This is a genomic window from Achromobacter ruhlandii, from assembly GCF_002082135.1.
Lineage (GTDB): Bacteria > Pseudomonadota > Gammaproteobacteria > Burkholderiales > Burkholderiaceae_B > Achromobacter > Achromobacter ruhlandii.
The window spans coordinates 1,299,311-1,321,745 of the sequence record NZ_CP017433.1 but is presented as its reverse complement, the minus strand read 5'-3'; the positions used below and the strand labels follow the sequence as shown (position 1 = coordinate 1,321,745).

General features: G+C 66.1%; 23 protein-coding genes and 3 pseudogenes. 8 read left to right on the top strand and 18 right to left on the bottom strand.

Features of this window, described 5'->3' with window-relative positions; translation table 11 throughout:
* Positions 1 to 422: 422 nt before the first annotated feature.
* The 14 genes and pseudogenes from AruCF_RS06000 to AruCF_RS05935 form a co-directional block, all read right to left on the bottom strand.
* Positions 423 to 1,424, bottom strand: coding sequence for a hypothetical protein (locus AruCF_RS06000; protein ID WP_083036575.1), 1,002 nt, complete (start codon positions 1,422 to 1,424; stop codon positions 423 to 425).
* Positions 1,425 to 1,438: 14 nt separating this feature from the next.
* Positions 1,439 to 2,104: a DUF2612 domain-containing protein gene (locus AruCF_RS05995; RefSeq protein WP_049072545.1), complete on the bottom strand. Its 666-nt coding sequence runs from the start codon at positions 2,102 to 2,104 to the stop codon at positions 1,439 to 1,441.
* A 1-nt stretch (position 2,105) separates the two neighbouring features.
* A complete protein-coding gene (locus AruCF_RS05990) occupies positions 2,106 to 3,287 on the bottom strand; it encodes a baseplate J/gp47 family protein (RefSeq protein WP_049072544.1) in 1,182 nt (393 codons plus the stop codon).
* Positions 3,284 to 3,637: a contractile injection system sheath initiator gene (locus AruCF_RS05985; RefSeq protein WP_049072542.1), complete on the bottom strand. Its 354-nt coding sequence runs from the start codon at positions 3,635 to 3,637 to the stop codon at positions 3,284 to 3,286. Before AruCF_RS05985 ends, AruCF_RS05990 begins: the two co-directional genes overlap by 4 nt.
* Positions 3,638 to 3,645: 8 nt before the next feature.
* Complete coding sequence (locus tag AruCF_RS05980) at positions 3,646 to 4,389, bottom strand: Gp138 family membrane-puncturing spike protein (RefSeq protein WP_049072541.1); 744 nt, start codon at positions 4,387 to 4,389, stop codon at positions 3,646 to 3,648.
* Between the two features lie 34 nt (positions 4,390 to 4,423).
* Entirely contained in the window at positions 4,424 to 6,499 is a 2,076-nt protein-coding gene (locus tag AruCF_RS29770; protein WP_254431172.1) for a phage protein, read from the bottom strand.
* On the bottom strand, positions 6,492 to 6,650 hold the full coding sequence (locus AruCF_RS05970; RefSeq protein WP_006393814.1) for a DUF6889 family protein: 159 nt from the start codon (positions 6,648 to 6,650) through the stop codon (positions 6,492 to 6,494). Before AruCF_RS05970 ends, AruCF_RS29770 begins: the two co-directional genes overlap by 8 nt.
* A 26-nt stretch (positions 6,651 to 6,676) precedes the next feature.
* On the bottom strand, positions 6,677 to 7,126 hold the full coding sequence (locus AruCF_RS05965; protein WP_049072535.1) for a phage tail assembly chaperone: 450 nt from the start codon (positions 7,124 to 7,126) through the stop codon (positions 6,677 to 6,679).
* Positions 7,127 to 7,129: 3 nt separating this feature from the next.
* Positions 7,130 to 7,570, bottom strand: a pseudogene (locus AruCF_RS05960) (tail tube family protein).
* Between the two features lie 13 nt (positions 7,571 to 7,583).
* A complete protein-coding gene (locus tag AruCF_RS05955) occupies positions 7,584 to 9,059 on the bottom strand; it encodes a DUF3383 domain-containing protein (protein WP_049072534.1) in 1,476 nt (491 codons plus the stop codon).
* A 10-nt stretch (positions 9,060 to 9,069) separates the two neighbouring features.
* A complete protein-coding gene (locus tag AruCF_RS05950) occupies positions 9,070 to 9,663 on the bottom strand; it encodes a phage neck terminator protein (protein ID WP_049072533.1) in 594 nt (197 codons plus the stop codon).
* Between the two features lie 935 nt (positions 9,664 to 10,598).
* Positions 10,599 to 11,495 (bottom strand): annotated as a pseudogene (locus tag AruCF_RS29045) (IS3 family transposase); the annotation flags it as partial.
* The gene (locus tag AruCF_RS30130; RefSeq protein WP_049076618.1) at positions 11,432 to 11,965 is read right to left on the bottom strand and encodes a helix-turn-helix domain-containing protein; all 534 of its coding nucleotides are present in this window, start codon (positions 11,963 to 11,965) and stop codon (positions 11,432 to 11,434) included. The gene AruCF_RS30130 and the pseudogene AruCF_RS29045, both read right to left, overlap by 64 nt.
* A 146-nt stretch (positions 11,966 to 12,111) precedes the next feature.
* Positions 12,112 to 12,369, bottom strand: a complete 258-nt coding sequence (locus AruCF_RS05935) for a hypothetical protein (RefSeq protein WP_049072531.1) — start codon at positions 12,367 to 12,369, stop codon at positions 12,112 to 12,114.
* Between the two features lie 322 nt (positions 12,370 to 12,691).
* Here AruCF_RS05935 and AruCF_RS05930 point away from each other — a divergent pair, with 322 nt between their 5' ends.
* Complete coding sequence (locus tag AruCF_RS05930; RefSeq protein ID WP_049072530.1) at positions 12,692 to 13,453, top strand: S24 family peptidase; 762 nt, start codon at positions 12,692 to 12,694, stop codon at positions 13,451 to 13,453.
* Positions 13,454 to 13,459: 6 nt separating this feature from the next.
* A complete protein-coding gene (locus AruCF_RS05925) occupies positions 13,460 to 15,277 on the top strand; it encodes a DUF4153 domain-containing protein (protein WP_049072528.1) in 1,818 nt (605 codons plus the stop codon).
* Between the two features lie 60 nt (positions 15,278 to 15,337).
* Here the strand turns inward: AruCF_RS05925 and AruCF_RS05920 are convergent, their stop codons facing one another.
* The 4 genes from AruCF_RS05920 to AruCF_RS05905 all read right to left on the bottom strand — a co-directional run bounded on the left by AruCF_RS05920 (position 15,338) and on the right by AruCF_RS05905 (position 18,352).
* Positions 15,338 to 15,559 (bottom strand): hypothetical protein, encoded by a 222-nt coding sequence (locus AruCF_RS05920; protein ID WP_049072527.1) that lies wholly within the window; start codon positions 15,557 to 15,559, stop codon positions 15,338 to 15,340.
* Between the two features lie 176 nt (positions 15,560 to 15,735).
* Positions 15,736 to 16,851 carry an AI-2E family transporter gene (locus AruCF_RS05915; RefSeq protein WP_049072526.1) on the bottom strand — a complete coding sequence of 372 codons (1,116 nt, stop codon included), beginning with the start codon at positions 16,849 to 16,851 and terminating at the stop codon, positions 15,736 to 15,738.
* A 125-nt stretch (positions 16,852 to 16,976) separates the two neighbouring features.
* Complete coding sequence (locus AruCF_RS05910; protein ID WP_254431171.1) at positions 16,977 to 17,636, bottom strand: DUF3053 family protein; 660 nt, start codon at positions 17,634 to 17,636, stop codon at positions 16,977 to 16,979.
* Positions 17,637 to 17,839: 203 nt separating this feature from the next.
* Positions 17,840 to 18,352, bottom strand: coding sequence for a GNAT family N-acetyltransferase (locus tag AruCF_RS05905; RefSeq protein WP_049072523.1), 513 nt, complete (start codon positions 18,350 to 18,352; stop codon positions 17,840 to 17,842).
* A gap of 162 nt (positions 18,353 to 18,514) precedes the next feature.
* Here AruCF_RS05905 and AruCF_RS05900 point away from each other — a divergent pair, with 162 nt between their 5' ends.
* The 6 genes and pseudogenes from AruCF_RS05900 (at position 18,515) to AruCF_RS29755 (ending at position 22,387) form a co-directional block, all read left to right on the top strand.
* Positions 18,515 to 18,874, top strand: coding sequence for a hypothetical protein (locus AruCF_RS05900; protein WP_049072521.1), 360 nt, complete (start codon positions 18,515 to 18,517; stop codon positions 18,872 to 18,874).
* Between the two features lie 952 nt (positions 18,875 to 19,826).
* Positions 19,827 to 20,108, top strand: a complete 282-nt coding sequence (locus tag AruCF_RS05895; protein ID WP_006393801.1) for a hypothetical protein — start codon at positions 19,827 to 19,829, stop codon at positions 20,106 to 20,108.
* 87 nt (positions 20,109 to 20,195) lie between these two features.
* A complete protein-coding gene (locus AruCF_RS05890) occupies positions 20,196 to 20,888 on the top strand; it encodes a cytochrome b/b6 domain-containing protein (RefSeq protein WP_049072519.1) in 693 nt (230 codons plus the stop codon).
* Positions 20,889 to 21,064: 176 nt separating this feature from the next.
* Positions 21,065 to 21,553 (top strand): helix-turn-helix domain-containing protein, encoded by a 489-nt coding sequence (locus AruCF_RS29765; protein ID WP_367644007.1) that lies wholly within the window; start codon positions 21,065 to 21,067, stop codon positions 21,551 to 21,553.
* Positions 21,490 to 22,008 (top strand): annotated as a pseudogene (locus AruCF_RS29760) (IS3 family transposase); the annotation flags it as partial. The gene AruCF_RS29765 and the pseudogene AruCF_RS29760, both read left to right, overlap by 64 nt.
* Complete coding sequence (locus tag AruCF_RS29755) at positions 21,998 to 22,387, top strand: IS3 family transposase (protein ID WP_254431170.1); 390 nt, start codon at positions 21,998 to 22,000, stop codon at positions 22,385 to 22,387. The pseudogene AruCF_RS29760 and the gene AruCF_RS29755, both read left to right, overlap by 11 nt.
* The last annotated feature ends 48 nt before the right edge of the window (positions 22,388 to 22,435 follow it).

Sequence of the window (22,435 nt, the reverse complement as noted above, 5' to 3'; positions counted from 1 at the left end):
CACTGCAAATGCGAGAGCTTTAGGAAGTCGTCAATCTGCGCAGGTTCGAGTAAGTGCTTCGGATACCAGAATCATGGGACCGGACTTCGTCACAGCGGCCTACGGAACACCAGCGGGAGACAACCAGGGATACTCTCGACTCTCGAGCTTGCTACCCGATGCAGGTACCGCCGAAACCCGCCCGCGCAACGTGGCGTCCCTCCCGCGCATCCACGCGTGACGTCCGTCCCAATGCAATGCGAGTTCGGTGCAAGTGAGCTCAACGTTCCCTCGCCGCCGCGATTGGGGAGTCGTGTAACGGAGAACTCGGGTGGTTATGCTGGCTAAGGCCAAGACCTCTATCCGGGAGGAGGAGACGGAGCAGTGGGCGAAAAGCCCCCGCCCAGAAAATTTCGCTTATAACCCGCGAATGACCTACAGAGTCATGCGTGGATTCGGGGGTGATATGCGACGTTTTCCGGCCTCACTACGCCAGCGGTGGGCGTGTTCATGGCCTCGATGAGTCCGCCGCCAATCGTGGTGACTCGGAGAATCGGATAACGGGAAAGATTAGCGGGGTCAGCGCCAATTGAACGTGCTGAATTTGCACTTTGGCACCCCAGCGCCCCGACCAAGACGGCGTCGTTTGGACCGATGTCGTACACCGTGAGCGTGCCTCGCTGGACGGTCCCCAAGCTTCTCGCATTTGCAGTGTCAGCGTCAGTTCCGGTAAATCGACGGAACATATCCCGCAAATCTGGCACCCGGAACTGCGTCGCCGAATAGTCCGAAAACCAATGACTGCCACGATTCGCGGACCACACGGCCTCGGTCTTCACCAGTCCTTGCTCCTGCGCATACCCCCACAGCGCCGCGTAATCCGTCTTCGACAGCAAACCGCCGATGGCGTCGACCTCGCTGGCCAGCGGCAGGTTGGTATGGCCATCCAGCGGCCGGCCGCACAGCGGCGAGCGGTAGCCGGTGTAGTACTGCCCGGACACCCAGTTCCACACTTCGGCACACTCCGCCACGATGATGGGACCGACGTCCTGCGTCGGCAGCGCGCCGATCGAATAGATCCGCGGAAAGTTGCCCGCCACGAATGCGGTCGTTGCGATCCGGGTGCTCTTGTCAGTGGCGGCCGGCGTCGGCGCGGTCGGCGTTCCGGTAAACGCCGGCGACGCCGCCAGCGCCGCCACGAACCTGGCCTGCAGCGCAGCCAGATCACCATCGTCCAGCACGTCCTGACCGGCCTTGTCGGCGATGTACTGGCCGATCATGGCGGCCACGAACGAAGCCTGGCGCCAGACCGTGTTGAGCTCCTTGGATTTGGCCGTGCCGGCCGAGAAACCGCCCAGCCGAGCGGCCAGCGCCTGGTAGTCGGCGGGAGCGAGCACATTGGCGCCGGGAACGGTGCCGAAAGGAAGAATTTGATTGATAGCCACGGAATTGTCCTTATTCAACCGGCAAAAAGCGAACCCCAGAGTCCGCTGTCGAACCCCGAGATGTAGTGGTTTTGAACGTCAAAACCGAACAAGGGCCCCTCTTGCGAGGGGATGACGTAGTAACTGATGCGCACGCCCTCCGGCTTGAGCGGGATGTACCCGCCCGTCAGGAGCGCCAGGAACAGCGCCGACGGCGGCGCGCCGGCGACGCCGATGTCGACCGACATGTCGCCGTTGTCCTGGATGAATACATGGGTGCCGCCACCGAAGATGCGGTCCAGGATGGCGGCCGAGGTCTCGAGCGTGCCGTCCCAATGGTTGGCGCCGATCTTGGCGCGCAGCAGCAGGCGGTAGGTATCGTCATCCAGCTCGGTCAGGCCGCTGTCCGGATCGAACGGTCCCTGCCATACGCCCTGGTCAAAGCCCAGGCCGTCCAGGTCGTGCGAGAAATACACGTTGGCAATAGGCGTGCTGACTTTGCGCTCCAATCCCACCCAGCGTCCCACTGCGTCCAATTGCGCGCCGACGGCCAGGTCCAGGTCGAAGGCCGCCGGCATGCCGCCGTACAACTCGCTCAGGCTGGCCGCCGCGTCGCACAGGGCCGTCACGGTGGCGGTGAACTTGGGCTTGCCACGGTGGTAGGCCGACAGCCGCGCGATGTAGTCGTCTGCATTGGCCATGTCAGGTCACCGTGAGTTTCACGTCGTCCGGGGTCGCGGCGGCGGCCTCGTTGAAGGCCAGCGGCACATCGGGCACGCCGTTGCCGGCCGGGCCCCGCAACGTCAGGCCGGTGATCTTGAACGTGCCGTTGCCCGGCACGCCATTGGCCGCCGAGATGGCATCGGCCCACTCCACCGAGGCGCTGGCGCCGCCGCCGATCGCGACGCCGTTGATGTAGTCCGCCACTGCCCGCTGCACCGCCTGCCCCGTCGCCGTGTTGTAGCCCGCCAGCGCGCGCATCTGCACATCGACCGCAAGCGGCACGATGGTCGGGCGGAAGAAGCGGATGCGATGGGCGATGCCGTAGATGTCCGTCACGACTACCGTGGTGGTCCCATGGGTGCCCGTGCCCGGCGTCTTCTTGGCGGCGATCGCCTGCGCGATCAGCGCGGCATCGCCACCGTCAACCACCAAGGCGATGCTGTGCGGCGGCAGGCCGTGCGCGTCGGCCGCCGCCGTGTCGTTCTCGTATGCCGCGTGGCGCAGCACGCCCGGCACCGACGCCACCGCGCCGATCGTGCCTTCCAGCACGCTGCGCGACGGCAAGGCCACCGACACCGCCTGCCGCACCCGCAAGGCCGCGTCGCTTTCGACCGGCGCGCCAGGCGTCGCGGCCGCCGGATTCGAGACCGACTGCCAGCCCAGCGTCGGCGTGCCGATCTGGTTGATGCTGCCCGCCGCCGCGGTCACGGCGCCCAGCGCCTGGGATTGCGCCGTGACAGTGATCTCGCCGCCCGGCGGGATGGTCACGCTGGCCGGCAACAGCCAGCGGCCGCGGTCGGCATCGGTGGCGACGCCATCGACGATGGTGACGCCGCCTTGCCCGACAATGCGCAGGTCCACCGACGAGCGCGTGGCCACGCCCCGCGCCAGGCCGTTGATCTTGACGTTGCTCGACAACGCCGCGTTGGCGGCGGTGGCGGGCGAAAACGCGTTGTAGACGTTGATTGCCGCGGTATTGGCCTCATGGATGGCCAGGGCGAACACGGCCAGCAACTGGCCGTCCTGGCTGTCCGCCTCCAGATAGGTGTCGGCGCCGTAGATGCCGCGGTACTGCTCCTTGAAATACTGCAGCACCTCGCCATAACTCGGCGCACGGATGCCCGTGGCGTCGATGACCGGGGCCGTGGATAGAATCGTCATAATGCCGCCTGCACAGTGGCCGTGCCATAAAGGGTTGAAATGGATGCCGTCACGCTCAAGCCGCGGGTTTGCGGGTCGAGCCGGCTCGAATACTCGGCCAGGTCGGTGACACCTGCCGTGCCCAGGATGCGCTGGCGGATGGCCCAGTCGTAGCTGGCGCGCGGCTGCTTGCCCAGCACTTCGCCGTTCCAGGGCGTGCCTTCGGCCACGTCCAGGAACCACTCGCCGCGCGCCAGCATCAGCCGGGTCTTGACGGCCTGGGCCACGGCCTGCGCCGTATCGCGGTGGAAATCGGCCCGCGCCGAGCCGAACGAATAGTCGCCATCGGCGTCCAGTTTTCGGTAACGCATAGGAATCCTCAGTTGGGTGGCGTGGTCACCGCATTGGCGCCCTGCGCGGTATGGGTATGGGTGTCGTCGACCCGCTTGCCGTTGGCGAGGATCTGGCCGATCACGTTCAGCACGCCGGTGATCTGGGCGGTATTGCCCTGGCCGCCGCTGCCGACCAGTCCCGCCAGGTAGCTCAACAGTCCGTTGACCAGCACCTGCCCGGAAAACTCGGATACCGGCGCAACCACATCGAAACCGCCGGGCGCCACGATCTTCACCTTGCCGGCGGCCGGGTCCAGCTCCAGGAAAGTCGAGCCATCGTCACTGCGCAGCTGGGTCGCGCTGGTGCTGACCGCCGGCAGCACGCGGGGTTGCGAGCGCACGCCCACGTAGACGAAGCCGTCGGACAGGTCATGCATCCGCATTTCGGCCTGGTCCTGTACCTGGCCGGATTGCCACCAGGCGTCGATGCAGCGCGAGGCAAACACCACCAGGCACTCATCGCCCGGCTTGACCGGAAAGGTCAGCGTGCAATTGCCGCCCGAGGGGAAATACACCGGGCAATCCACCAGCAACGGCAACGCCAGGCTGTGCTGCCGGCCCTCGGGCGTCTTGACCCGCGCGCGGATGGCCGGTTGCGCCGTGCACGTCATCGCCACCGGATCGAAGGCGCCGATGATCGCCGGCATGGCGGTCCAGGTCTGCGCCAGCGCGCCATGCAGCGCCGCGCCGATCGCGGCTTGCGGATCGTTCAAAGTCTCAAGTCGGTTCATGAATCTTCCTGCAGGGATAGGGCCGGACCGCGCGCTACTTGACGACGGCGGCTGGCTTGGCCGCGTCGCCCTCGGCGCCGGCCCGTCCCAGGTCGCCGGGAAACAGGGTGGCGTCGGTGGCCAGGCAAAGGACCTCCGTGTACCACTCGTCGTCGCGCGTATTGCCGCGGTGCTCGACTTCCATCACGTAGTAGTAGCCATCGCCGCTGATGCGGCGCTGCTCGGCGCGATCGATCTCGTTCGCGTCCTTGCGCTCGGAACGGGCCTGGAAGCCATACTCGGCGATCCGGCTGTTGTCCAGGTTGACCAGCCCACCCACGCGGATGCTGGGGTTGAGCAGCATCCGTAGCTTGATGCCCTTCTCGGTCTGCTCCGGCATGCCGACCAGGCCGCTGTCGTGGGACAACACGGGCACCGAGCCCGGCACATAGGCGGTTTCGGGGACCACCACCACCTTGCCATCCTGGATGCTCCACAGCGTGTTCGCGCTGCCGCAGACATCCTGCAGGTAGTCGCGCACCATGCCGGACATGACCGCCCCACGGATCGACTTCTTTCCGCCCAGGTCGGGCACGTAACCCTGGCGCACGCCGTAGGGATTCATGGCCGAGCACAGCAGCCGCACCTTGTCGGCGCGGTCGCTGCCCTTGGGCACGGTGGCATTGACCACCGCGAAGTTGTAGGCCTTGTCGCCGTCGGCCGCGGTGATTTCCAGCACGGTCTCGGTGTCACCCGAGCCGCCCCATTTGGCGCGCACCACGTTGCCATGGAAGATCACGCCATAGTTGCCTTCATAGCCTGCCTGCAGCACCACGCGGGTGAATTCGCGCTGCACCAGGCTGGCCGTTTCGCGGCTGGCGTTCATCACCTTGATGGTGGCGGTGTTGGCCCACAGTGACTGGCCCCATTGCAGGGCGGTGGCGCCGGCGGCCTTGACGCTGTCGACCACGAGCGCCCCGCCGCGGGCGGCCATGTTGCCCATCCAGGACCAGACCGCGCTGGCCATGTTGCTCATCTGGGTGACGGCCGTCCGCCCCATCGAGGTCATTCTGCCGAACACGCCGCCCACGAAATTGCTGGTCGCCGTCCAGGCCCGGCTCACGACACCGCTGATCCGGCCAGGCAGCGAGGCCAGCTGCGTGCCCAGCCCACCGATGATCGAGCGCATGCCGCCCAGTCGCGAGACCAGGCCCATCAAGGCCCCCACCACGCCACCGCCGACCAGCATCAGGAAGCCGCCGACCAGCACCAGGAGTTGCGAACTCAAGCCCCCGGTCAGCCCGTCGAGCCAGGTGATCAGGCTGATCACCGGTCCCAGCAACGACATGATCGACAGCACGAAATTGCCGACCTCGCCCAGCCGCTTGCCGGCCGTCTGGCCGTTCTCCTTGAACCAGGCCGAAATACCGTCGAGCGTCTCCTGCAGCTTCGGGCCCATCGTCAGGAGCGCCTGCGCGAACATCGCGTTGACGGAGCCGCTCAATTCACGGATGGTGCCCATCAGCTGGTGCGCGCGTTCACCGGCCGCCTCGACGGTGCTGTTTTCCTGGGTATCGCGCTGCGCCGACAGGCGCTGCCCGAACCCGGGATCGCGCAGGGCTTCCATGACGCCTGGGTCCAGCCCCAGGCTCTGGCCCGTCGCCCGGGCCTGCGCCGGATCCATGCGCTTGAGCGCGTCGCTCAGCTCCAGCACCAGATCGGCGCTGTTGCGCTGGGCGCCCGCGCCATCGCTCGACGAGATGTGCAGCTGTTCCAGCAGCGCGGCAATCCTGGGATCGTCGCGCACGTTGCGATGCAGCGCCTGGGTACTGTTGCGCATTGCTTCGACGGAGACACCGAAGTCCTGCGCCACCGCCTCCAGCGCCCGCATGTCCCGGCCCGATGTGCCGCCCAGCTTGGCGGCAAAATAGCCTTGCTCGAACTGGGCGATCTTGTTTTCGGCGAAGTCGACAACGCTCTTGGCCCGCCCCGCGAACACCGCCAGCGCGTCGGCCAGGCTCTGCTTGCGCGAGTCGCCGATCGCCTGCTTGAGGTCCTTCAGGTCGTCCTTGTCGATCTTGAATATGCCGATCAACCCCGACGGGTCGATGGGCACGGTTGTATTAGCCATTTTTTTCTGCCATGTGGCGGCGGTACGCTTCCGCCTTGTTGTCTGCCCGCACCGACAACGCGTCGTTCAGCAGCGCGATGTCGGCCAGGTCCAGGGTGCCGTCCTTGAGGGACTCGTACTTGCAGAGCCCCTCGAGGACCGGCGCCAGCAACCAGTCCTCGCCACCGGGCAGGCTCTTCAGCCAGCCTGTGTCGCCTCGGGGCTGCCGGTCTGGCTGGTAAGCAGCCCTTGAATAAAAGGCCCGAGGCTTGCCACGATGACGCGCACCGCCAGCGGCAGCATCACCGCCAGGTCGATGTCCTGGAACATCGGCACGCGCTGGCTGGCCGACCAGATGGCGGTCCAGCCATGCTCCTGCCGGCGCTGGACCGCCTGCATGCAGGTGTCCAGCACATAGTCGGCGTCCTCGTCCTTCATCGCCGCCAGGCCGTCGGCCAGCGGTTGCAGGACATCGGCCAAGCCGCCCGGGTCCTCGGTGATCCCGCGGCCGCCCGCCGCGAGGCGGACGAACACGGGGATCAGCGTAGGAACGATCGGAGCGATGCGGCGCGACACGTGGAACTGTTGCTTGGCGCTCAGTTTCCCGATGGAGTACCGGTGGCCGTTCAGATCAAGTTCCTGCGACATGGCTTAGTAGGTTCCCAGGATCGTGTCGATCTTCGCGGCGTCGAAGGTCCACTTCACCACGTCGCCGTCCTTCTTGTAGGTCAGGTCGGGCTTCTTGCTGAAGGCGCACGAACGGCACGCCGTCACGTCGCCCGTGGCCGGGTTGGTGATGGTGATCAGGTTCTTGCCCCACAGGCGGCTGTCCAGCGACTGGGCGTCGTACAGCGCCTGCAGCTGGGCATTGACCGGCGACGTCTTCAAGTAGCTCAGCGTCACGGTGCCGCTCTTGTCGGCGCGCAGCGTGTGCATGACTTCGCCATCGGCGCCCACCGTCATGGCGCTCTTTTCGCCCTTGGCGGCGATGGCGATGCCCTAATCGGCCACGCCCGAGCCGGAACCCAGCGAGATCGCCCCGCCCGGGCCCACGAGACTGGCGCTGATATCAGCGAACGAATAGGTAGACATCTGCTACTCCTGTTTAGCGGTTGACCGTGACCAGAACGTCGACGGTATGGATGGCGCCGGCTTCCTTGGCGGCGACCTGGAACGGGACGGCCTTGCGCGCTTCGCGGTCGGCCTGCGACTGGGTGGCGATCGCCGGCGCGTAGACGTAGTAGCCCTTGGCCAGCGTGTCGCCCTGCTTGAGGGCGCCGAAGCCGGCCGAGTTCCACACGCCCGAGGCCAGGTAGCCGTTGTTGACGGCGGCCTCGCACGCGGCCTCGATCACCGAGGCGATCAGCTGGTTGCCGGCGTCGGTCTGCGGCACCTTGGTCGGGCTGGTGTACAGCAGGTTGTAGACGTCGGTCTGGACGCGATTGCGGAACCAGATCGCGTTGTAGACCGAGTCGATGAAGATGCCGCTAGGCGTCACGCCGTACTGGATGATGGCCGTGTCGTTGTCGTAGTTGACGAACACGTTGCAGTTCTTGGCGGCCAGCGTATCGGCCTGGCTGCTGCTCAGGGTCTCGGCGACGATGCCGGGCTCCTGCTTGTACATCAGCGTGATGGTGGTGTTGTTGGCGTTGAAGTTCACCGTCAGCAGGCGGCCCAGCAGCGAGGCCACCGCGTACGGACTGGCGCTGGAGAACTGCACGATCGAGTACTTGTACTTCAGCGCCTTCAGCTGGCTGGCGATGTCGTCGTGGTGGGTCGGATCGAGCACCTGCGGCGCCTGGGTCGACACGCCGTACAGATGGCGCTGGTCGGCCTCGATCAGGCCGGCCACGGCCAGGTGCTGAGCGTCGGTGATGTCGGCGTCGGCGAAGGCCAGGCCCAGGAACTTGTTGGCGAAGCGGTCCAGGAACAGCGACACGGCGTCCACCGGCGTTTCGGCGACGATGCCGGCGACGGGCGTCGAGGCCTTGCCCGCGGTCAGGCCCAGCATCGACGAGATGTCGGTGCCGGTGCCCGCGGCCGTGGCGTAGCCCAGCGTCGAGGTCGCGCCGGAGGTGTTCGAGGTCACGACGAACTGCGCGCCGTTCCACAGCACCGAGGCCGACGCCAGGGCCGTCGAGATGATCGCGGCGACGCCGTTCAGGTTGGTGGCGCCGGAGAAGTCCAGGCCGTTAACCGTCTTGGCGGTGCCGTCGACGGTCAGCGTGAAGGCGCCCGCGGTCACCGCGGTCCAGGCCGACATCTGCTTCTCGGCGGCCGACAGCACGGCGCCGCGCAGCGTGGCCGAGGTCGCGCCCTTGGCCCAGCGGCCGATGTACAACTGCGAGGGTTGGGGCGTCTGCTGGAAGTACAGCAGGGCCGCGCGGTACTCGGGCGCGCCGGTGCCGAAGTCGGCGGCGACGGCGTCGATGCCGCCATAGGAGCGCATGCGCTCGCCGGTGTCGATGACCGCGGACGAGCCCAGCAGCAGCGCGGTGTTCAGGCTCGCGCCTTGCGCCGCGAGCGGCGACATGTTGATCGTGACGTTGATCAGGCGTGATACCGGCAATCCATTAGCCATGGTAAATCCCTTAATCTGCAAGGTGGTTGATGTTGTCCGTCGGGGACAGCGACGCGGCATGCGTCGTGACTTGCGCCGACAGGAGATTCAGGACCGGATAGCTACGCGCGACCCGGCGCGCAAAACGCAGGGTCATGTCGAACTGCCGTATCCACTGCTGATTCACCAGTTCGTGCATGGCCACGATCGGCCCCGCGCCGCTCACCGCCATGCCTTGCGCCAGCAAGGGCTCGCGGTTCTGCGGCACGGCGGCGCCGTCGCGCAACAGCGCCGCGTGGCGCAGCGCGCGCGGCCCGAACATCGAGCAAAGCACCTCGATGTGTTCGTGCCGAACGTATGAATCAGATCCTTCCCCGGCCGGGTCGTGGGTGACGACCGGACCGGCGTCCGCGGTTTGCGACCGGATGTCCATCAGGCACCAGGTCTCGGTCTGCGCGGGCGGTTCCACGCCGGCGGCAGGCCAGCGCGTACGAACCAGGTCAAGGGGCAGGCCGGCCACGCCGGCGATGAACCCTTGGAACAGCGCCTCGAGCTCGGCATCCTCCAGGGGCGGAGAAATGGCGATCGGCGCCAGGTAGCCGCCAGTGGCCGAACTGTTCGCCATGCGTCGCTCCTTTGTCGTGTTGAGATGCCCGAGGGCGGGTTTGGGGGAATCCAGAGGCCTGGAGGCGGAATGCCGACTTTGCTGCGCCATCGGCGCGGTGCCGCGTTGCGTGATGCGTGCGGCCGGGTTGCGGCGGATTCCGGCTGTCGCCCACCGGGCTGCCGCCTCAAGCCATTCCAGGTCACCGCGGGCGGGAGAAAGGCCCGGTCATGGAAGGAACGGCGAGGCGGCAGGCCGCTGGGCCCCGCCTTGCCGACGGCGCCTAACAAAACGCCCCGCGCTCTCGAAGAGAACGCGGGGCGCGCAAATGAAAAAGGCCCGCCTGCGGCGAGCCTGTATCGGGGAACTGCAAAGAACGTGGGGGACGCGCATCCGGCGATTCAACCGTCTTCCGGCCCGGTGGCCGGGCACGCGTACCCTCTCATAAATAAGGCCCGCTGTCGGCGGGCCTGGTTGGTTTGTTGCTTGCTTGTTTGTTGCTTGCTGCTGGCTTGTTTGTATGTTGCTTGCTTATTGCTGCTTGCTTGTCGCTTGCCTGCCTGTTGCTTGTTGCGGGCTTGCCGCTGCCTGAAAAGTCCGTTGGCGTGAACCGCGACGCCATGAACGAATTGTGGCGCAACACCTGCCGCCGAAGCAATCCCCGCATGTCGCACCGCGTTGCAGCGTTATCCGGCGGGCGTTTCGCGTGAGCCTGGCTTGTGCCGGACGGGTGCCAGATGTGTCTGGCGTGTGTCTGCCGTGTGCCTGATAACTGGTATGTAGCTGGTGCGCGCCGGGTGTCTGCCCGGGGTATGTGCCTGGTGCATGCCTGGTGCGTGCCTGGCACGGCCCCGCCTCACGCCGCATCATGGATGGCGCCGGCGCACGAGCGTACCCTCTCATAAAAAAGGCCCGCGGTGTGAACTGACCCCCAGAAGTTGGACGGTCAGAAGAAGCTAAAGCCCGAAGGCCTGAGCTCGGTATTGCACCGGGCTCAGGCCTTTTAGCTTGAGCTTGATGCGGTGATGATTGTAGTAACGGATGTACTGCCGGATGCCGGCCTGCAACTGCTCGACGCTCTCGAAGCGGTTCAGGTGGAAGAACTCGGCCTTGAGCGTGCCGAAGAAGCTTTCCATGGCGGCATTGTCCAGGCAGTTGCCCTTGCGTGACATGCTCTGCGTCACAGACCGGGCAGCAAGCATCCGCCTGTACATAGGCTGCTGGTATTGCCAACCCTGGTCAGAGTGCAGGACGGGGTGCTCGGTCGGCCGCAGCCGCGCCAGCGCCTTTTTCAGCATGCTGCCCACGAGCTCGAACACCGGCCGGCGGCTGGTTTCATAGGCCACGATCTCGCCGTTATACAGGTCCATCACCGGCGACAGGTACAGCTTTTGGCCATGCACGTTGAACTCGGTCACGTCGGTGACCCACTTCTCGTTCGGACATGCCGCCTCGAAGCCGCGCGCTAGCACGTTGCCCGCCACGTGATGCGGCTGCCCCCGATACGAGCGGTACTTCTTGGTGCGCACGAGCGACTTCAAGCCCAGCACCTGCATCAGTTTTTGTACCGTCTTGTGGTTCACGGACTGCCCCGCTTGGCGTAACACGGCTGTGATGCGCCGGTAGCCGTACCGGCCCTTGTGGCTTGTGTAGACAGCACGGATCCTGCCTTTGATCTCAGCATACTTGTCGGTAGTTTGGGCCGCTTTGACCTGGTAGTAGTAAGTGCTGCGCGCCAGACTGGCCGCCTTGAGCAAGGCCGCCAGCGGATGGTGCTGCCTCAACCCAGTCACGGCTTGCGCTTTTTCTGCGCAGCCGCACGCCGCTTTTCCTGGATCAAGGCATCGAGTTTTTTTAAGTACGCGACCTCGGCGCGTAACTCGATCAACTCCTGGTTCTGCCTGGCGATGATCTGCTTGTCGTCCAGTTCGGTGCGAGGAACGTCAGGCTTGGCTGGCTTGGTGCTCATGGTCTTGGGGCGACCCTCACGAAGAGGCCGCAGTGCGTCGATACCTCCAGCATGATACTGGCGCGCCCATTTGCCAATATGCGATGCGCAGCGAATGTCGAACGCCACCGCTGTCTGGGCTTCAGACCACTGTTCGCGCCACATGCGCTTGAGCACCTTCAGCTTGAACGCCGCGTCATAGCTGGCACTCTTGCGCCGCAGTCCAGATGTACCGTGCGCCTGGTAACGGGTCACCCACCGCCTCACCGTTGCGTGATCAAGCCCATGACGGGCGGCAATCGCCTTGCTGCCCCCAGAGCCTGACTCATACTGCCTGACTACCTTGAGCTTGAAGCTCTGATCGTACTTCGCCATGTAAAAACCCCCGAAGGTTGGATCTACGTCCAACTTTCGGGGGTCAGTTCAGTGAGCGGGCCTTTTTCTGCTGCGTGCCAGCGCGTCGGCGCTTGGACGGATCGTCGGCGGGTGACGCGACGACATGGATGCATTCTGCCGCCCCATCAGGCGCGCAGGCAATCCCCCTCGCGTCGCACTTCGCCCCAGACGTAGGTCAGCGAGTTGCGGGCGTGCTCGATGCGGGCCACCTGGCCGCCCTCGTGCAAGGCTTCGAGCACACGCAGGATCGCCTGTCGCATCGCGTTGCGTTCGCGCCGCGTCAGCTCGCGCGCGCCGGACGCGCCGCGCACCAGATCCGCCATGCGCCACGGACGCCCCGGCGCCGCCGCCATGAGATCCAGCACTTCGGTTGCATATTTCATTGGGATGCCTCCCCGCCAAGACGCTTGTCCATGCTTTTTTTCCTTGATGCAAGTTTGCCGTTCGTCATATTCCCGAGAAGGTCGGCGGCGGGTAATCGCTACCTGGGTAGCGATGATGGGTCACATCTGCCGGTTCCCCCCGATCACCACGGACGCGACGGCGAGCCCCGCCGCATCCGTATGAACCGCGGGCCATCTGCACGATGACTTGCGGCTGGCCCGACTATCTCCAGGATAAAATCCATGGTAGCGAGTCGCTACCCAAAAATCAACAGCGAATCGCTACTGTACTTTCGGGTAGCGGATTGCTACTATCGCTACCATGGATATCCGCTCGATACGACTGAACAATCTCAAGTACGCCGTGCACGAGGCGGGCGGCGTCGAGCGCCTGGCCGAACGCGCCGGCGTCAGTCGCAAGTACCTGGACCAGATCCTTCAGGGGTTCCAGGGCAAGCGGGACAAGAACCCGCGCCGGGTCGGCGACGCGCTGGCCGCCAAGCTCGCCACGGGGCTGGGCCAGCCGGCGCACTGGATGGACACCGCCCACCCCGACCTGTGGCGCGAGCTTGCCCCCGACGTCATCGCGGACGAACCCGCGGCCCGGCTTGTCTCCTTCCACGCGCCGCGGCTGGGCAGGCCCGATCACGGCAACGTCCTCATCGCCCAGTTCGATACCGGCGGCGCAATGGGCAATGGCCTGGAACTGCGCGACCAGCCCGGCGTCATCCAGAGCTGGAACGTCAGCCCCGAATGGCTGCAAAAGAACGTCCGCGGCTATTCCGCCTCGAAGAACCTGTGCATCGTCACGGGTTTCGGCGATTCCATGCGTCCCATGTTCAACCCCGGCGATCCGCTGATCGTCGACCGTGGCGTGCAGGCCGTCGAGTACGACGCCATCTATTTCTTCCGCGTCGGCAGCGAGGGCTTCATCAAGCGACTGCAGCGCATTCCCACCGCCAACGGGCTGGTGGTGCGCGCCAAGTCCGAAAACACCAAGTACGATGCCTGGGACATCACCGAAGGCATGGATTTCGAGGTCTTCGGCCGCGTGCTGAAGGTCTGGCGCAGCGAGGACTTCTAACCCCCCATGGCAACCCCTTCCCGCCTGTCGGCTCCCGAAAAAACCATCCTGGTCTATGGCGCGCTCGGCGCGCTGCTGGCCTTGGCGCTGCATGCCGCGCTGCTGAACCGCGTGTGGCCATGGCATAACCTGTTCGCCACCCTGTTCGCGATCCAGTGGATCTGGCTGGTGCCGCTGGCGGGCGCGATGCTGGCCGGCATGCCCGCGGGCCGGCGCTGGCTGCTGGCGCTGGTGGCCTACGGCCTGGTGCTGCCCGCGCTGCACGCGTATGGGCTGGTCGCGCTGCTGGGCTCGCAGCCCCTGCCCTATACCGACAGCGGCCCTCGGTCCCTGGCGACGCTGATCACCGCCGCCAGCGGCTTCATGCTGCTGCCACTGATCCAGGCGCTCGACCCGTCCCGGCACGGCTGGGACTATCCCGCCGTGTTCCGCGCCGCCTGGCGCAACACCGTCAAGCTGGCGCTGGCCGGTGGCCTCGCGCTGGCGGTCTGGCTGCTGTTCTGGGCCGCCAGCGCCATGTTCGGCATGATCGGCATCACCGCGGTCGGCCAGGTCGTCAAATCCACCCGCTTCGTGCTGGGTGTCATGCCGCTGGTGCTGGCGGTGTGCCTGGTGGGCGTGCATCGCCGCCCGCAGCTGGCGGACACGCTGCAACGCTCGTGGCTGACGCTCACCGCCTGGCTACTGCCGCTAGTCGCGCTGGTCGGCATCGCTTTCGTACTGGCGCTGGCGGCCCGGCTGACGCTGGACCTGCAGGCCGGCGCGCTGTCCGCCGGGGCGCTGATCGCCTTCAGCGCGCTATGGATCAAGCTCATCAACTCCGCCTGGCAGGACAGCCCGCAGGCCCCGCCCTTCGGCCCGCGCCTGCGCGCGGTGCTGCGCGTGGCGGCGGTCGGCCTGCTGCCGCTGGCGCTGGTGGCGTTGTACGGACTGGTGGTGCGCATCGAGCAGTACGGCTGGACCGTTCCGCGCGTCTGGGGCCTGTACGCCGCCATCCTGCTGACGCTCTACGCGCTGGGCTATGCCTGGGCGGCGTTGGCGGCGCGGCGCTTTCACACGATCCTGGGCGGCACCAACATCGTCGCGGCGTTCTGCGCGCTGGTCGTGCTGGCCCTGGTGAGCACGCCGCTCCTGAGCCCCGAGCGCATCGAGATCAACAGCCAGGTGCAACGCCTGATCGACGGCCACGTTCCTCCCGAGGACTTCAGCTATCTCTCGGCCGCGAACGACCGCGGTGAATACGGTCGGCAAGCGATGCACAAGCTGGCCGCCGGCGCCGCCCAGCCGCAATCGCCCCGGATCGCGGTCGCCGCCGCGGATGCGTTGAAGGGCAAGTATTACGACTGGGGGCCGCGCAAGTCCGGCCTGGCCGCCTCGCTGATCAAGCCGGACAGCCTGCAGGTCTACCCGGCCGGCAGCCCGGTACCGGACGCATGGTGGCGCTATGCCGCGGAGCAAAGCCCGTTCGACCTGGATCGATGCGTGAACGCCGAACAGGCCGCGGCCGCCTCCCCCGCCGACCCCGCCTTGCAAGGCGCGCGTTGCTGGCTGATCCATGCGGACATCACCGGACCCGGCGCGAACGATCTAGTCCTGTACGTACCGCCGCGCGCGGACGCCGGCGCGGGAGGCTACCAGACATTCCTGAGCTACCAACGGCTGGACGAAAACACCTGGCTCGTGCTGTCCTCCAAGACCCATCGCAGCAAGGAAGGCGAACCGAACGTCAATATCGCCGGCGCGCTGGCGCAGGGCCAGGTGCATACCGAACCGCGCCAGGACCGGGACCTGATCGTGGGTGGGCAGCGCCTGCCACTGCGCTGAGCGGCGTCGCATGGACACTGCGGGCGTGACACGCGGGCCACGCCGCCCCCACCATGACGGTTACTTTTCTTCCAGGTCCGGGGTGCCGGCGAACTGGCTCTTGAGCAGCGTCAACGCGCCCTTTTCCGCCAGCGCCTCGTTCGGAAACACATTGCGGGTGTCTTCCAGCACGGGAAAGCCGAAGACCCGCACACGAGCGTGATAGCCCTCCGGGGTTTCGGCGAATTCGATGTCGAAGTTGCGCTCTTCGATCCAACCCGACTTGTGCAGTTTCCAGTCCATAGCCGACGCGCTCCTCTTGAGGAAAGTTGGCGGCGCCACCGGCCAGGCAGGCGGCGCCGCGGACACCGGGCGCCGGCTTCCGCGAGCCGGCACCCACACCACACCTTACACGCTCCGCCCTGACGTCGTCTTGACCGCAGACAGGCGCCGCCCGCCGGCCCGCGCCATCGCGCCCGTCAGTCGGCCTGGGTGGACGAGGTCTCGGCTGGCGGCGGCGCCGGCGTGGCGGCCGGCGCGACGGCAGCTTCCTCGGGGGGCGAGAACAGATCCCAGCTGGCCATGAACAGCGCCGCGATCAACGGGCCGATCACAAAACCGTTCAGGCCGAACAAGGCCATGCCGCCCAGGGTCGAGATCAGCACCACGTAGTCGGGCATCTTGGTGTCTTTCCCCACCAGGATCGGACGCAGGACGTTGTCGACCATACCGATCACCAGCACGCCAAAGGCGATCAGCACCACCCCCTTGATCGTGGCGCCGGTCAGCAGGAAATAGATCGCCACGGGCGCCCAGATCAGCCCCGCGCCCACCGCCGGCAACAGCGACAGGAAGCCCATGATGACGCCCCACAGCAGCGCCCCCTGGATACCCAGGATGGAGAAGATGATGCCCCCCAGAGCGCCCTGCGATGCCGCCACGGCGATGTTGCCCTTGACCGTGGCGCGCACCACCGTCGTGAACTTGCGGAACAGATGGTGCTTGTGCGCGTCGCTCAGCGGCATGGCGCGCTTGATGCGCTGGCCCAGCTGGGGGCCATCGCGCAGCAGGAAGAACAGCAGGTACAACATGATGCCGAAGCTGATCACGAACTGGAACGTGTCCTGCCCGATGCTCAGCGCCTGCGTGGCCAGGAACTGGCTGGCCTGCATGGCCCCGGCGCTGAGTTTTTCCTGCAGACTGGGAATGTCGGCCAGGTCGAAACGCGCCAGCAGGTCATGCACCGATGGCGGCAGCGCCTCCATCGCCTGCTGGAAATACGCGCCGAAGTTGATCTGCCCGGACTTGATGCTCTGATAGAGGTTCGCGCCCTCGCTCACCAGCGAACCGCTGATCACCACCAGCGGCAGGATCACCAGCAGCAGCACCAGCGCCAACGTGATCAGCGCCGCCAGGTTGCGTCGCCCGCCGATGCGCGGCACCAGGCGCCGCTGCAACGGCGCGAACAGGATGGCCAGGATGGCGCCCCAGAACACGGCGCCATAGAACGGCCACAGCAGCCAGCCGAATGCGATGGAAACAACCACCAGGAGGAGCAGGAAGGTCCGATAGTGCAAGCTGGAAGATTGGCTCATGTTCCGTCCAAGGCGCGGCATGCGCCGCGAGACCCGCATTGTACAAAGCGGCGCTCCGCCCCGCTTCCCTCGATTGCCTACGCCCCGCCGCCCGCCCCTGCGGCAGGCCGCCGCCAGCGTGTCGATCAATGCTCGCCGGCCGCCGCGCGCGACACCACGGCGCGCGCCTGTTCCAGCGCCTGCGATTGCGCATTCAGCCCCTGCAGCCGCAGATTGAGCGCCTCCTGCAACGAGGGCGTGGCGACTTTGGCCTGCCCGTCCTCGAGCGTGATCCCGGCCGCATTGGCGGCGACGAAGTCCGCAACGCCCAACGCATCGCGGGCTACCGTGTCCATACCGGCCGCCGCGCCCAGGAATTCGGCCGCGGGCGCCGTAACCGCCTCGTCATACACGCCGTCATAGACGGGCGCCAGGTCCGGCGCCAGATCCAGTCCGCCCCGCGCCTTGTCCGCGCGGGCCTTGGCATCCTGCACCGCGCCAGCGCTTTCGGCCAGGGTCTTGCGCGCGGCCTGCAGCGCCTCGCGCCGCCGCACGATGTCATCGACGGACTGGATGCGTTCCCCCGCCAAGATCGGCCGCAGCGGCTGCGCCGCCTTGGCCAAGGCGGCCTGGAAATCGACGATCACGTCGTAGGCATCGTCATAGCGGCCCACCGCCTTCTTCTCGGCCGCATCGAGAGCGCCGATCGGCACCAGCGTTCCGGCCGCAAGCCGGCTTTGCAACAGGCTGATGAACGCCGCCCGCTCCTGCGGTTCGCGGTTGCCGCACGCCGCCAGCGCGAGCACTGAAGCCGCCGCCAGCCCGGCCAGGCAGATGCGCAGCAATGCCATGCCCTTCCCCCCTTGCGTAAAGCGTTGTATTCCGGGGACCCGGCCGACGGCCGGCGTCCTTCCGGCAGATTATCCCGAAGCGCCCGACAGGCGCCGCCAGCGGGCGGATTTTGTTGCCATCGAATCGATATGACACAGGGAGCCGCGGGGGCGGCCGCTCACTCCCGCAGCGCCAGGCGCATTGCGCAGCGGCGCGCCGGATCGAAGCCGGCGTCGGCTTCGGCCCGCAGGCGGGCGCGCAAGGCGGGCGCCAGTAGCGCCACGGGCACTTCGGCAAAGCCGTGGCGCTGGTAGAACGGCCCATTCCAGGACAGCTCGCGATCCGTGGTCAGCGTCACGCCGCGATAGACCCGCGCGGCGCGCGCATGCTCGATCACCGCGCGCAGCAGATCGCGCCCCAGGCCCCGCCCCTGCATCGGCAGGGCCACCGACATTTCCACCAGGTAGAGGTCGTCATCCATCGGCCGCGCCAGCGCGAATCCCGCCGGCTGCTCGTCATCGCCCGGCGCCACCCACAACAGGCCCGCGGCGGCGGCCCGCGCCAGTTCGACCGGCGGCAAGGGGTCGCCGGCCGCGGCCCAGGCCATCGCGGTTCCCAGGAAGCGTCCAGCGGCGGAGCGTTCGATGTCGGGCAGGAGCGCCAGGTCGGCGGAGCGTGCGTGTCTGATCATGGGGCGCCAAGTATGCCCCAAGTGGGCGGCTCCCGGGAGGCGGCTCCGGCCCGCCCACAGGCCAGATTCCCAGGGATGCCGCCCCATGCCGGGCCGGCACCCCCTAGAATGTAGGCTTGGCGGCCCTCACCGGCTTTACCCACCCTTTACCCTCCCGCCTGAATGACCCAAGACGCTTCCCCCGACACCTGGGGCTTTGCCCATCCCGATTGCCGCGGCGCCGCCGCCCTGCTGTTTTTCATGAACGACCTGGCGCGCGTGGCCAACCAGTACCTGCGCCCGGGCCATCTGGGCGAGGAAGCCCTGGCCGACGCGCAGAAGGCGGTGGACGCGCTACTGCAACGCTATGTCGAGATCCAGGCCGCCCCGCAAGCCTTCGACGGCGAACGCATCGAACTGGCGCTGGAGACCGACACCCGCCCCGATGGCTCCACCGCCGCCCAGGTCGCCCTGCGCATGTCGCCACGCCTGGAAGCGCTGATCATCGAGGCGCAGCGCCAGGCCCGCCCAGCCACGCATTGAGCCGATCATCCGACGCCGCCGGAAGGGCCCGCCGGCGGGCTTTCGCGCGGCAGGTTCGCGTCCGGCAGCCGCGGGGCCGGTACTGACCCCTGGCCCGGCTATACGTGGGCCAAGCAGACCCTTTGCAAAATCATGGCGTCAGTTATATAATCGTTTGTTGAGCCAATAAAAGCTCAGCGAATTTTCCAGTCATAGCCCTTCGGCCCGTAGTCTTTTCCCCCCTTTTTATCGGCCAGGCTTTTCGCCTCTTCTGCGACACACAACCCTAAGAACGCAGAGCGGGCGCCGACCGATGAAGTAGCATGTCTGAAGCAGACTGCCTGAAGCAGCATGTCGAATGAGACTGCTGAAGAAGCCGCCAGAAAGAAGTTGCCGAAGAAAGCCTGTGAAGGTGGTCTGCCAACAACAGTCCATCAAAACCGGCCCGCTATATGAAAGACAGCCTGCTGAATGCAAGGCCTGTTGCACGACCCGCCGAAAGCGACCGATCGGACTAGACCTGTAGACAGGCCCCGCACCTTCGCTGACACATACCCGTTGCCGGCTCGCCAGGCCCGTTGATCCCACGACGTCCCTGATCGAACCCGACACATTCGCCCCGACCACGCCGCCGAGTCCGGCCTGTTCGGAACGTATCCAGCGCAGCGTTGATCCGCTGCAATCGACCCGCGGTGGCGTTGCCACGCCGCCGCCCCCCAGGTTCGCCGCCCATCGCTGATGGCCGACCACCCTGGCAGCGATTCCGGGCCCGGCCCGCCATCGCACCCCGCAGCCAGTCCGGCGCGCCCGCAAACCATGAGAATGCGCAAAGGACCGGCGGCGAAAACGCGTTAGTGTCATGCATGACCCGGCGCGCGGACGGGACGCGGCGCGCGACAGCGCCCTCGCCCCCTTTCCCGCGGCATGCACGACGCGGCCATTCCTATAACAAGAACTTGAAAGAGAACACAACATGAATACTCGTTTCACCACCTCGGACCTGATCCGACGCCCGGCCCATACCAAGCTGGACAACATGCCGATCCACATCGGCGACATCGTTTACCTGCAACCGGCCCACGGCCCGGCTATCCGTGCCGCCGTGATCTTCAACGCGCCGATCGACGGCACGACCACGTACACCACCGAAGTCGTGCCGTGCGGAGCGGCCGCGCAAAAGGCGCCCGGCCAGCGCATCCGCTTCCGTCACGAGCACGTGCACCGCATCGAACCGGTGCGTCGCGCCGCTCGCTGAGCCAGCGCAAACCCGCCGCGGCCGTGCCGCGGCGGCTTCATTCGTGCGTGATAAAGTTCCAGGCACCGCAGTCATCGCCCGACCATCATGCAAAACAACCGGCTCGCCATCCGCATCTGGGACCTTCCCACCCGCCTCTTCCACTGGGCCCTCGTCGTCTGTATCGTCGGCGCCTTCGTCAGCGTCAAACTGGGCGGCCTGTACATGGACTGGCACGTGCGCTTCGGCTGCGTTGCGCTGGGCCTGATCATCTTCCGCCTGCTGTGGGGCTTTGTCGGCCCGCGCTATGCGCGCTTCGCGCAGTTCGTGCGCGGCCCGCGCGCGGTGGCCAGGTACCTCAAGGGCGCGGCCGCGCCCGCCGGCCACAATCCGCTGGGCGCGCTATCGGTGCTGGCACTGCTGCTGGTGGTCGGATTCCAGGCCGTGAGCGGCCTGTTCACCACCGACGACATCATGACCCAGGGCCCGCTGTTCGGCCACGTCAGCGAATCCACCGCCAGCCTGCTGACATCGTGGCACAAGCTCAATGAATGGGTCATCATCGGCCTGGTCGCCCTGCACCTGCTTGCCGTGGCCTGGTACGCGCTGGTGCGGCGCAAGCGGCTGGTGCGCGCCATCATCACCGGCAATGTCGACCCGAAAGACGTCCCGGCCGGCACCCCGCCGACCCAGGACGGGTTCACAATCTGGCTGCGCGCCCTGATCCTGGGCGCCTGTGTCACCGGCCTGGTGCTGTGGATCCGCTCGCTGGAGATCGCCGCGGACATGTCGTTCTCGTAGCTGTCCGGCTCGCGCATCGCGCGAGCCAACCCGCAGGGCGCGACAAGCAAACCGCGCGCCAAAAGAAAAGCCCCTCGTTTGAACTGACCCCCGAAAGTTGGACGTAGATCCAACCTTCGGGGGTTTTTACATGGCGAAGTACGATCAGAGCTTCAAGCTCAAGGTAGTCAGGCAGTATGAGTCAGGCTCTGGGGGCAGCAAGGCGATTGCCGCCCGGTCATGGGCTTGATCACGCAACGGTGAGGCGGTGGGTGACCCGTTACCAGGCGCACGGTACATCTGGACTGCGGCGCAAGAGTGCCAGCTATGACGCGGCGTTCAAGCTGAAGGTGCTCAAGCGCATGTGGCGCGAACAGTGGTCTGAAGCCCAGACAGCGGTGGCGTTCGACATTCGCTGCGCATCGCATATTGGCAAATGGGCGCGCCAGTATCATGCTGGAGGTATCGACGCACTGCGGCCTCTTCGTGAGGGTCGCCCCAAGACCATGAGCACCAAGCCAGCCAAGCCTGACGTTCCTCGCACCGAACTGGACGACAAGCAGATCATCGCCAGGCAGAACCAGGAGTTGATCGAGTTACGCGCCGAGGTCGCGTACTTAAAAAAACTCGATGCCTTGATCCAGGAAAAGCGGCGTGCGGCTGCGCAGAAAAAGCGCAAGCCGTGACTGGGTTGAGGCAGCACCATCCGCTGGCGGCCTTGCTCAAGGCGGCCAGTCTGGCGCGCAGCACTTACTACTACCAGGTCAAAGCGGCCCAAACTACCGACAAGTATGCTGAGATCAAAGGCAGGATCCGTGCTGTCTACACAAGCCACAAGGGCCGGTACGGCTACCGGCGCATCACAGCCGTGTTACGCCAAGCGGGGCAGTCCGTGAACCACAAGACGGTACAAAAACTGATGCAGGTGCTGGGCTTGAAGTCGCTCGTGCGCACCAAGAAGTACCGCTCGTATCGGGGGCAGCCGCATCACGTGGCGGGCAACGTGCTAGCGCGCGGCTTCGAGGCGGCATGTCCGAACGAGAAGTGGGTCACCGACGTGACCGAGTTCAACGTGCATGGCCAAAAGCTGTACCTGTCGCCGGTGATGGACCTGTATAAACGGCGAGATCGTGGCCTATGAAACCAGCCGCCGGCCGGTGTTCGAGCTCGTGGGCAGCATGCTGAAAAAGGCGCTGGCGCGGCTGCGGCCGACCGAGCACCCCGTCCTGCACTCTGACCAGGGTTGGCAATACCAGCAGCCTATGTACAGGCGGATGCTTGCTGCCCGGTCTGTGACGCAGAGCATGTCACGCAAGGGCAACTGCCTGGACAATGCCGCCATGGAAAGCTTCTTCGGCACGCTCAAGGCCGAGTTCTTCCACCTGAACCGCTTCGAGAGCGTCGAGCAGTTGCAGGCCGGCATCCGGCAGTACATCCGTTACTACAATCATCACCGCATCAAGCTCAAGCTAAAAGGCCTGAGCCCGGTGCAATACCGAGCTCAGGCCTTCGGGCTTTAGCTTCTTCTGACCGTCCAACTTCTGGGGGTCAGTTCAGTTCGAGGGGCT

Excerpts from the sequence above, each read along its gene's own strand:
- AruCF_RS05995 (WP_049072545.1), bottom strand. The coding sequence starts at position 2,104 with ATGGCCAATGCAGACGACTACATCGCGCGGCTGTCGGCCTACCACCGT.
- AruCF_RS05990 (WP_049072544.1), bottom strand. The coding sequence starts at position 3,287 with ATGACGATTCTATCCACGGCCCCGGTCATCGACGCCACGGGCATCCGT.
- AruCF_RS05985 (WP_049072542.1), bottom strand. The coding sequence starts at position 3,637 with ATGCGTTACCGAAAACTGGACGCCGATGGCGACTATTCGTTCGGCTCG.
- AruCF_RS05980 (WP_049072541.1), bottom strand. The coding sequence starts at position 4,389 with ATGAACCGACTTGAGACTTTGAACGATCCGCAAGCCGCGATCGGCGCG.
- AruCF_RS29770 (WP_254431172.1), bottom strand. The coding sequence starts at position 6,499 with ATGGCTAATACAACCGTGCCCATCGACCCGTCGGGGTTGATCGGCATA.
- AruCF_RS05965 (WP_049072535.1), bottom strand. The coding sequence starts at position 7,126 with ATGTCGCAGGAACTTGATCTGAACGGCCACCGGTACTCCATCGGGAAA.
- AruCF_RS05955 (WP_049072534.1), bottom strand. The coding sequence starts at position 9,059 with ATGGCTAATGGATTGCCGGTATCACGCCTGATCAACGTCACGATCAAC.
- AruCF_RS05950 (WP_049072533.1), bottom strand. The coding sequence starts at position 9,663 with ATGGCGAACAGTTCGGCCACTGGCGGCTACCTGGCGCCGATCGCCATT.
- AruCF_RS30130 (WP_049076618.1), bottom strand. The coding sequence starts at position 11,965 with ATGGCGAAGTACGATCAGAGCTTCAAGCTCAAGGTAGTCAGGCAGTAT.
- AruCF_RS05935 (WP_049072531.1), bottom strand. The coding sequence starts at position 12,369 with ATGAAATATGCAACCGAAGTGCTGGATCTCATGGCGGCGGCGCCGGGG.
- AruCF_RS05930 (WP_049072530.1), top strand. The coding sequence starts at position 12,692 with ATGGATATCCGCTCGATACGACTGAACAATCTCAAGTACGCCGTGCAC.
- AruCF_RS05925 (WP_049072528.1), top strand. The coding sequence starts at position 13,460 with ATGGCAACCCCTTCCCGCCTGTCGGCTCCCGAAAAAACCATCCTGGTC.
- AruCF_RS05920 (WP_049072527.1), bottom strand. The coding sequence starts at position 15,559 with ATGGACTGGAAACTGCACAAGTCGGGTTGGATCGAAGAGCGCAACTTC.
- AruCF_RS05915 (WP_049072526.1), bottom strand. The coding sequence starts at position 16,851 with ATGAGCCAATCTTCCAGCTTGCACTATCGGACCTTCCTGCTCCTCCTG.
- AruCF_RS05905 (WP_049072523.1), bottom strand. The coding sequence starts at position 18,352 with ATGATCAGACACGCACGCTCCGCCGACCTGGCGCTCCTGCCCGACATC.
- AruCF_RS05900 (WP_049072521.1), top strand. The coding sequence starts at position 18,515 with ATGACCCAAGACGCTTCCCCCGACACCTGGGGCTTTGCCCATCCCGAT.
- AruCF_RS05895 (WP_006393801.1), top strand. The coding sequence starts at position 19,827 with ATGAATACTCGTTTCACCACCTCGGACCTGATCCGACGCCCGGCCCAT.
- AruCF_RS05890 (WP_049072519.1), top strand. The coding sequence starts at position 20,196 with ATGCAAAACAACCGGCTCGCCATCCGCATCTGGGACCTTCCCACCCGC.
- AruCF_RS29765 (WP_367644007.1), top strand. The coding sequence starts at position 21,065 with ATGAGTCAGGCTCTGGGGGCAGCAAGGCGATTGCCGCCCGGTCATGGG.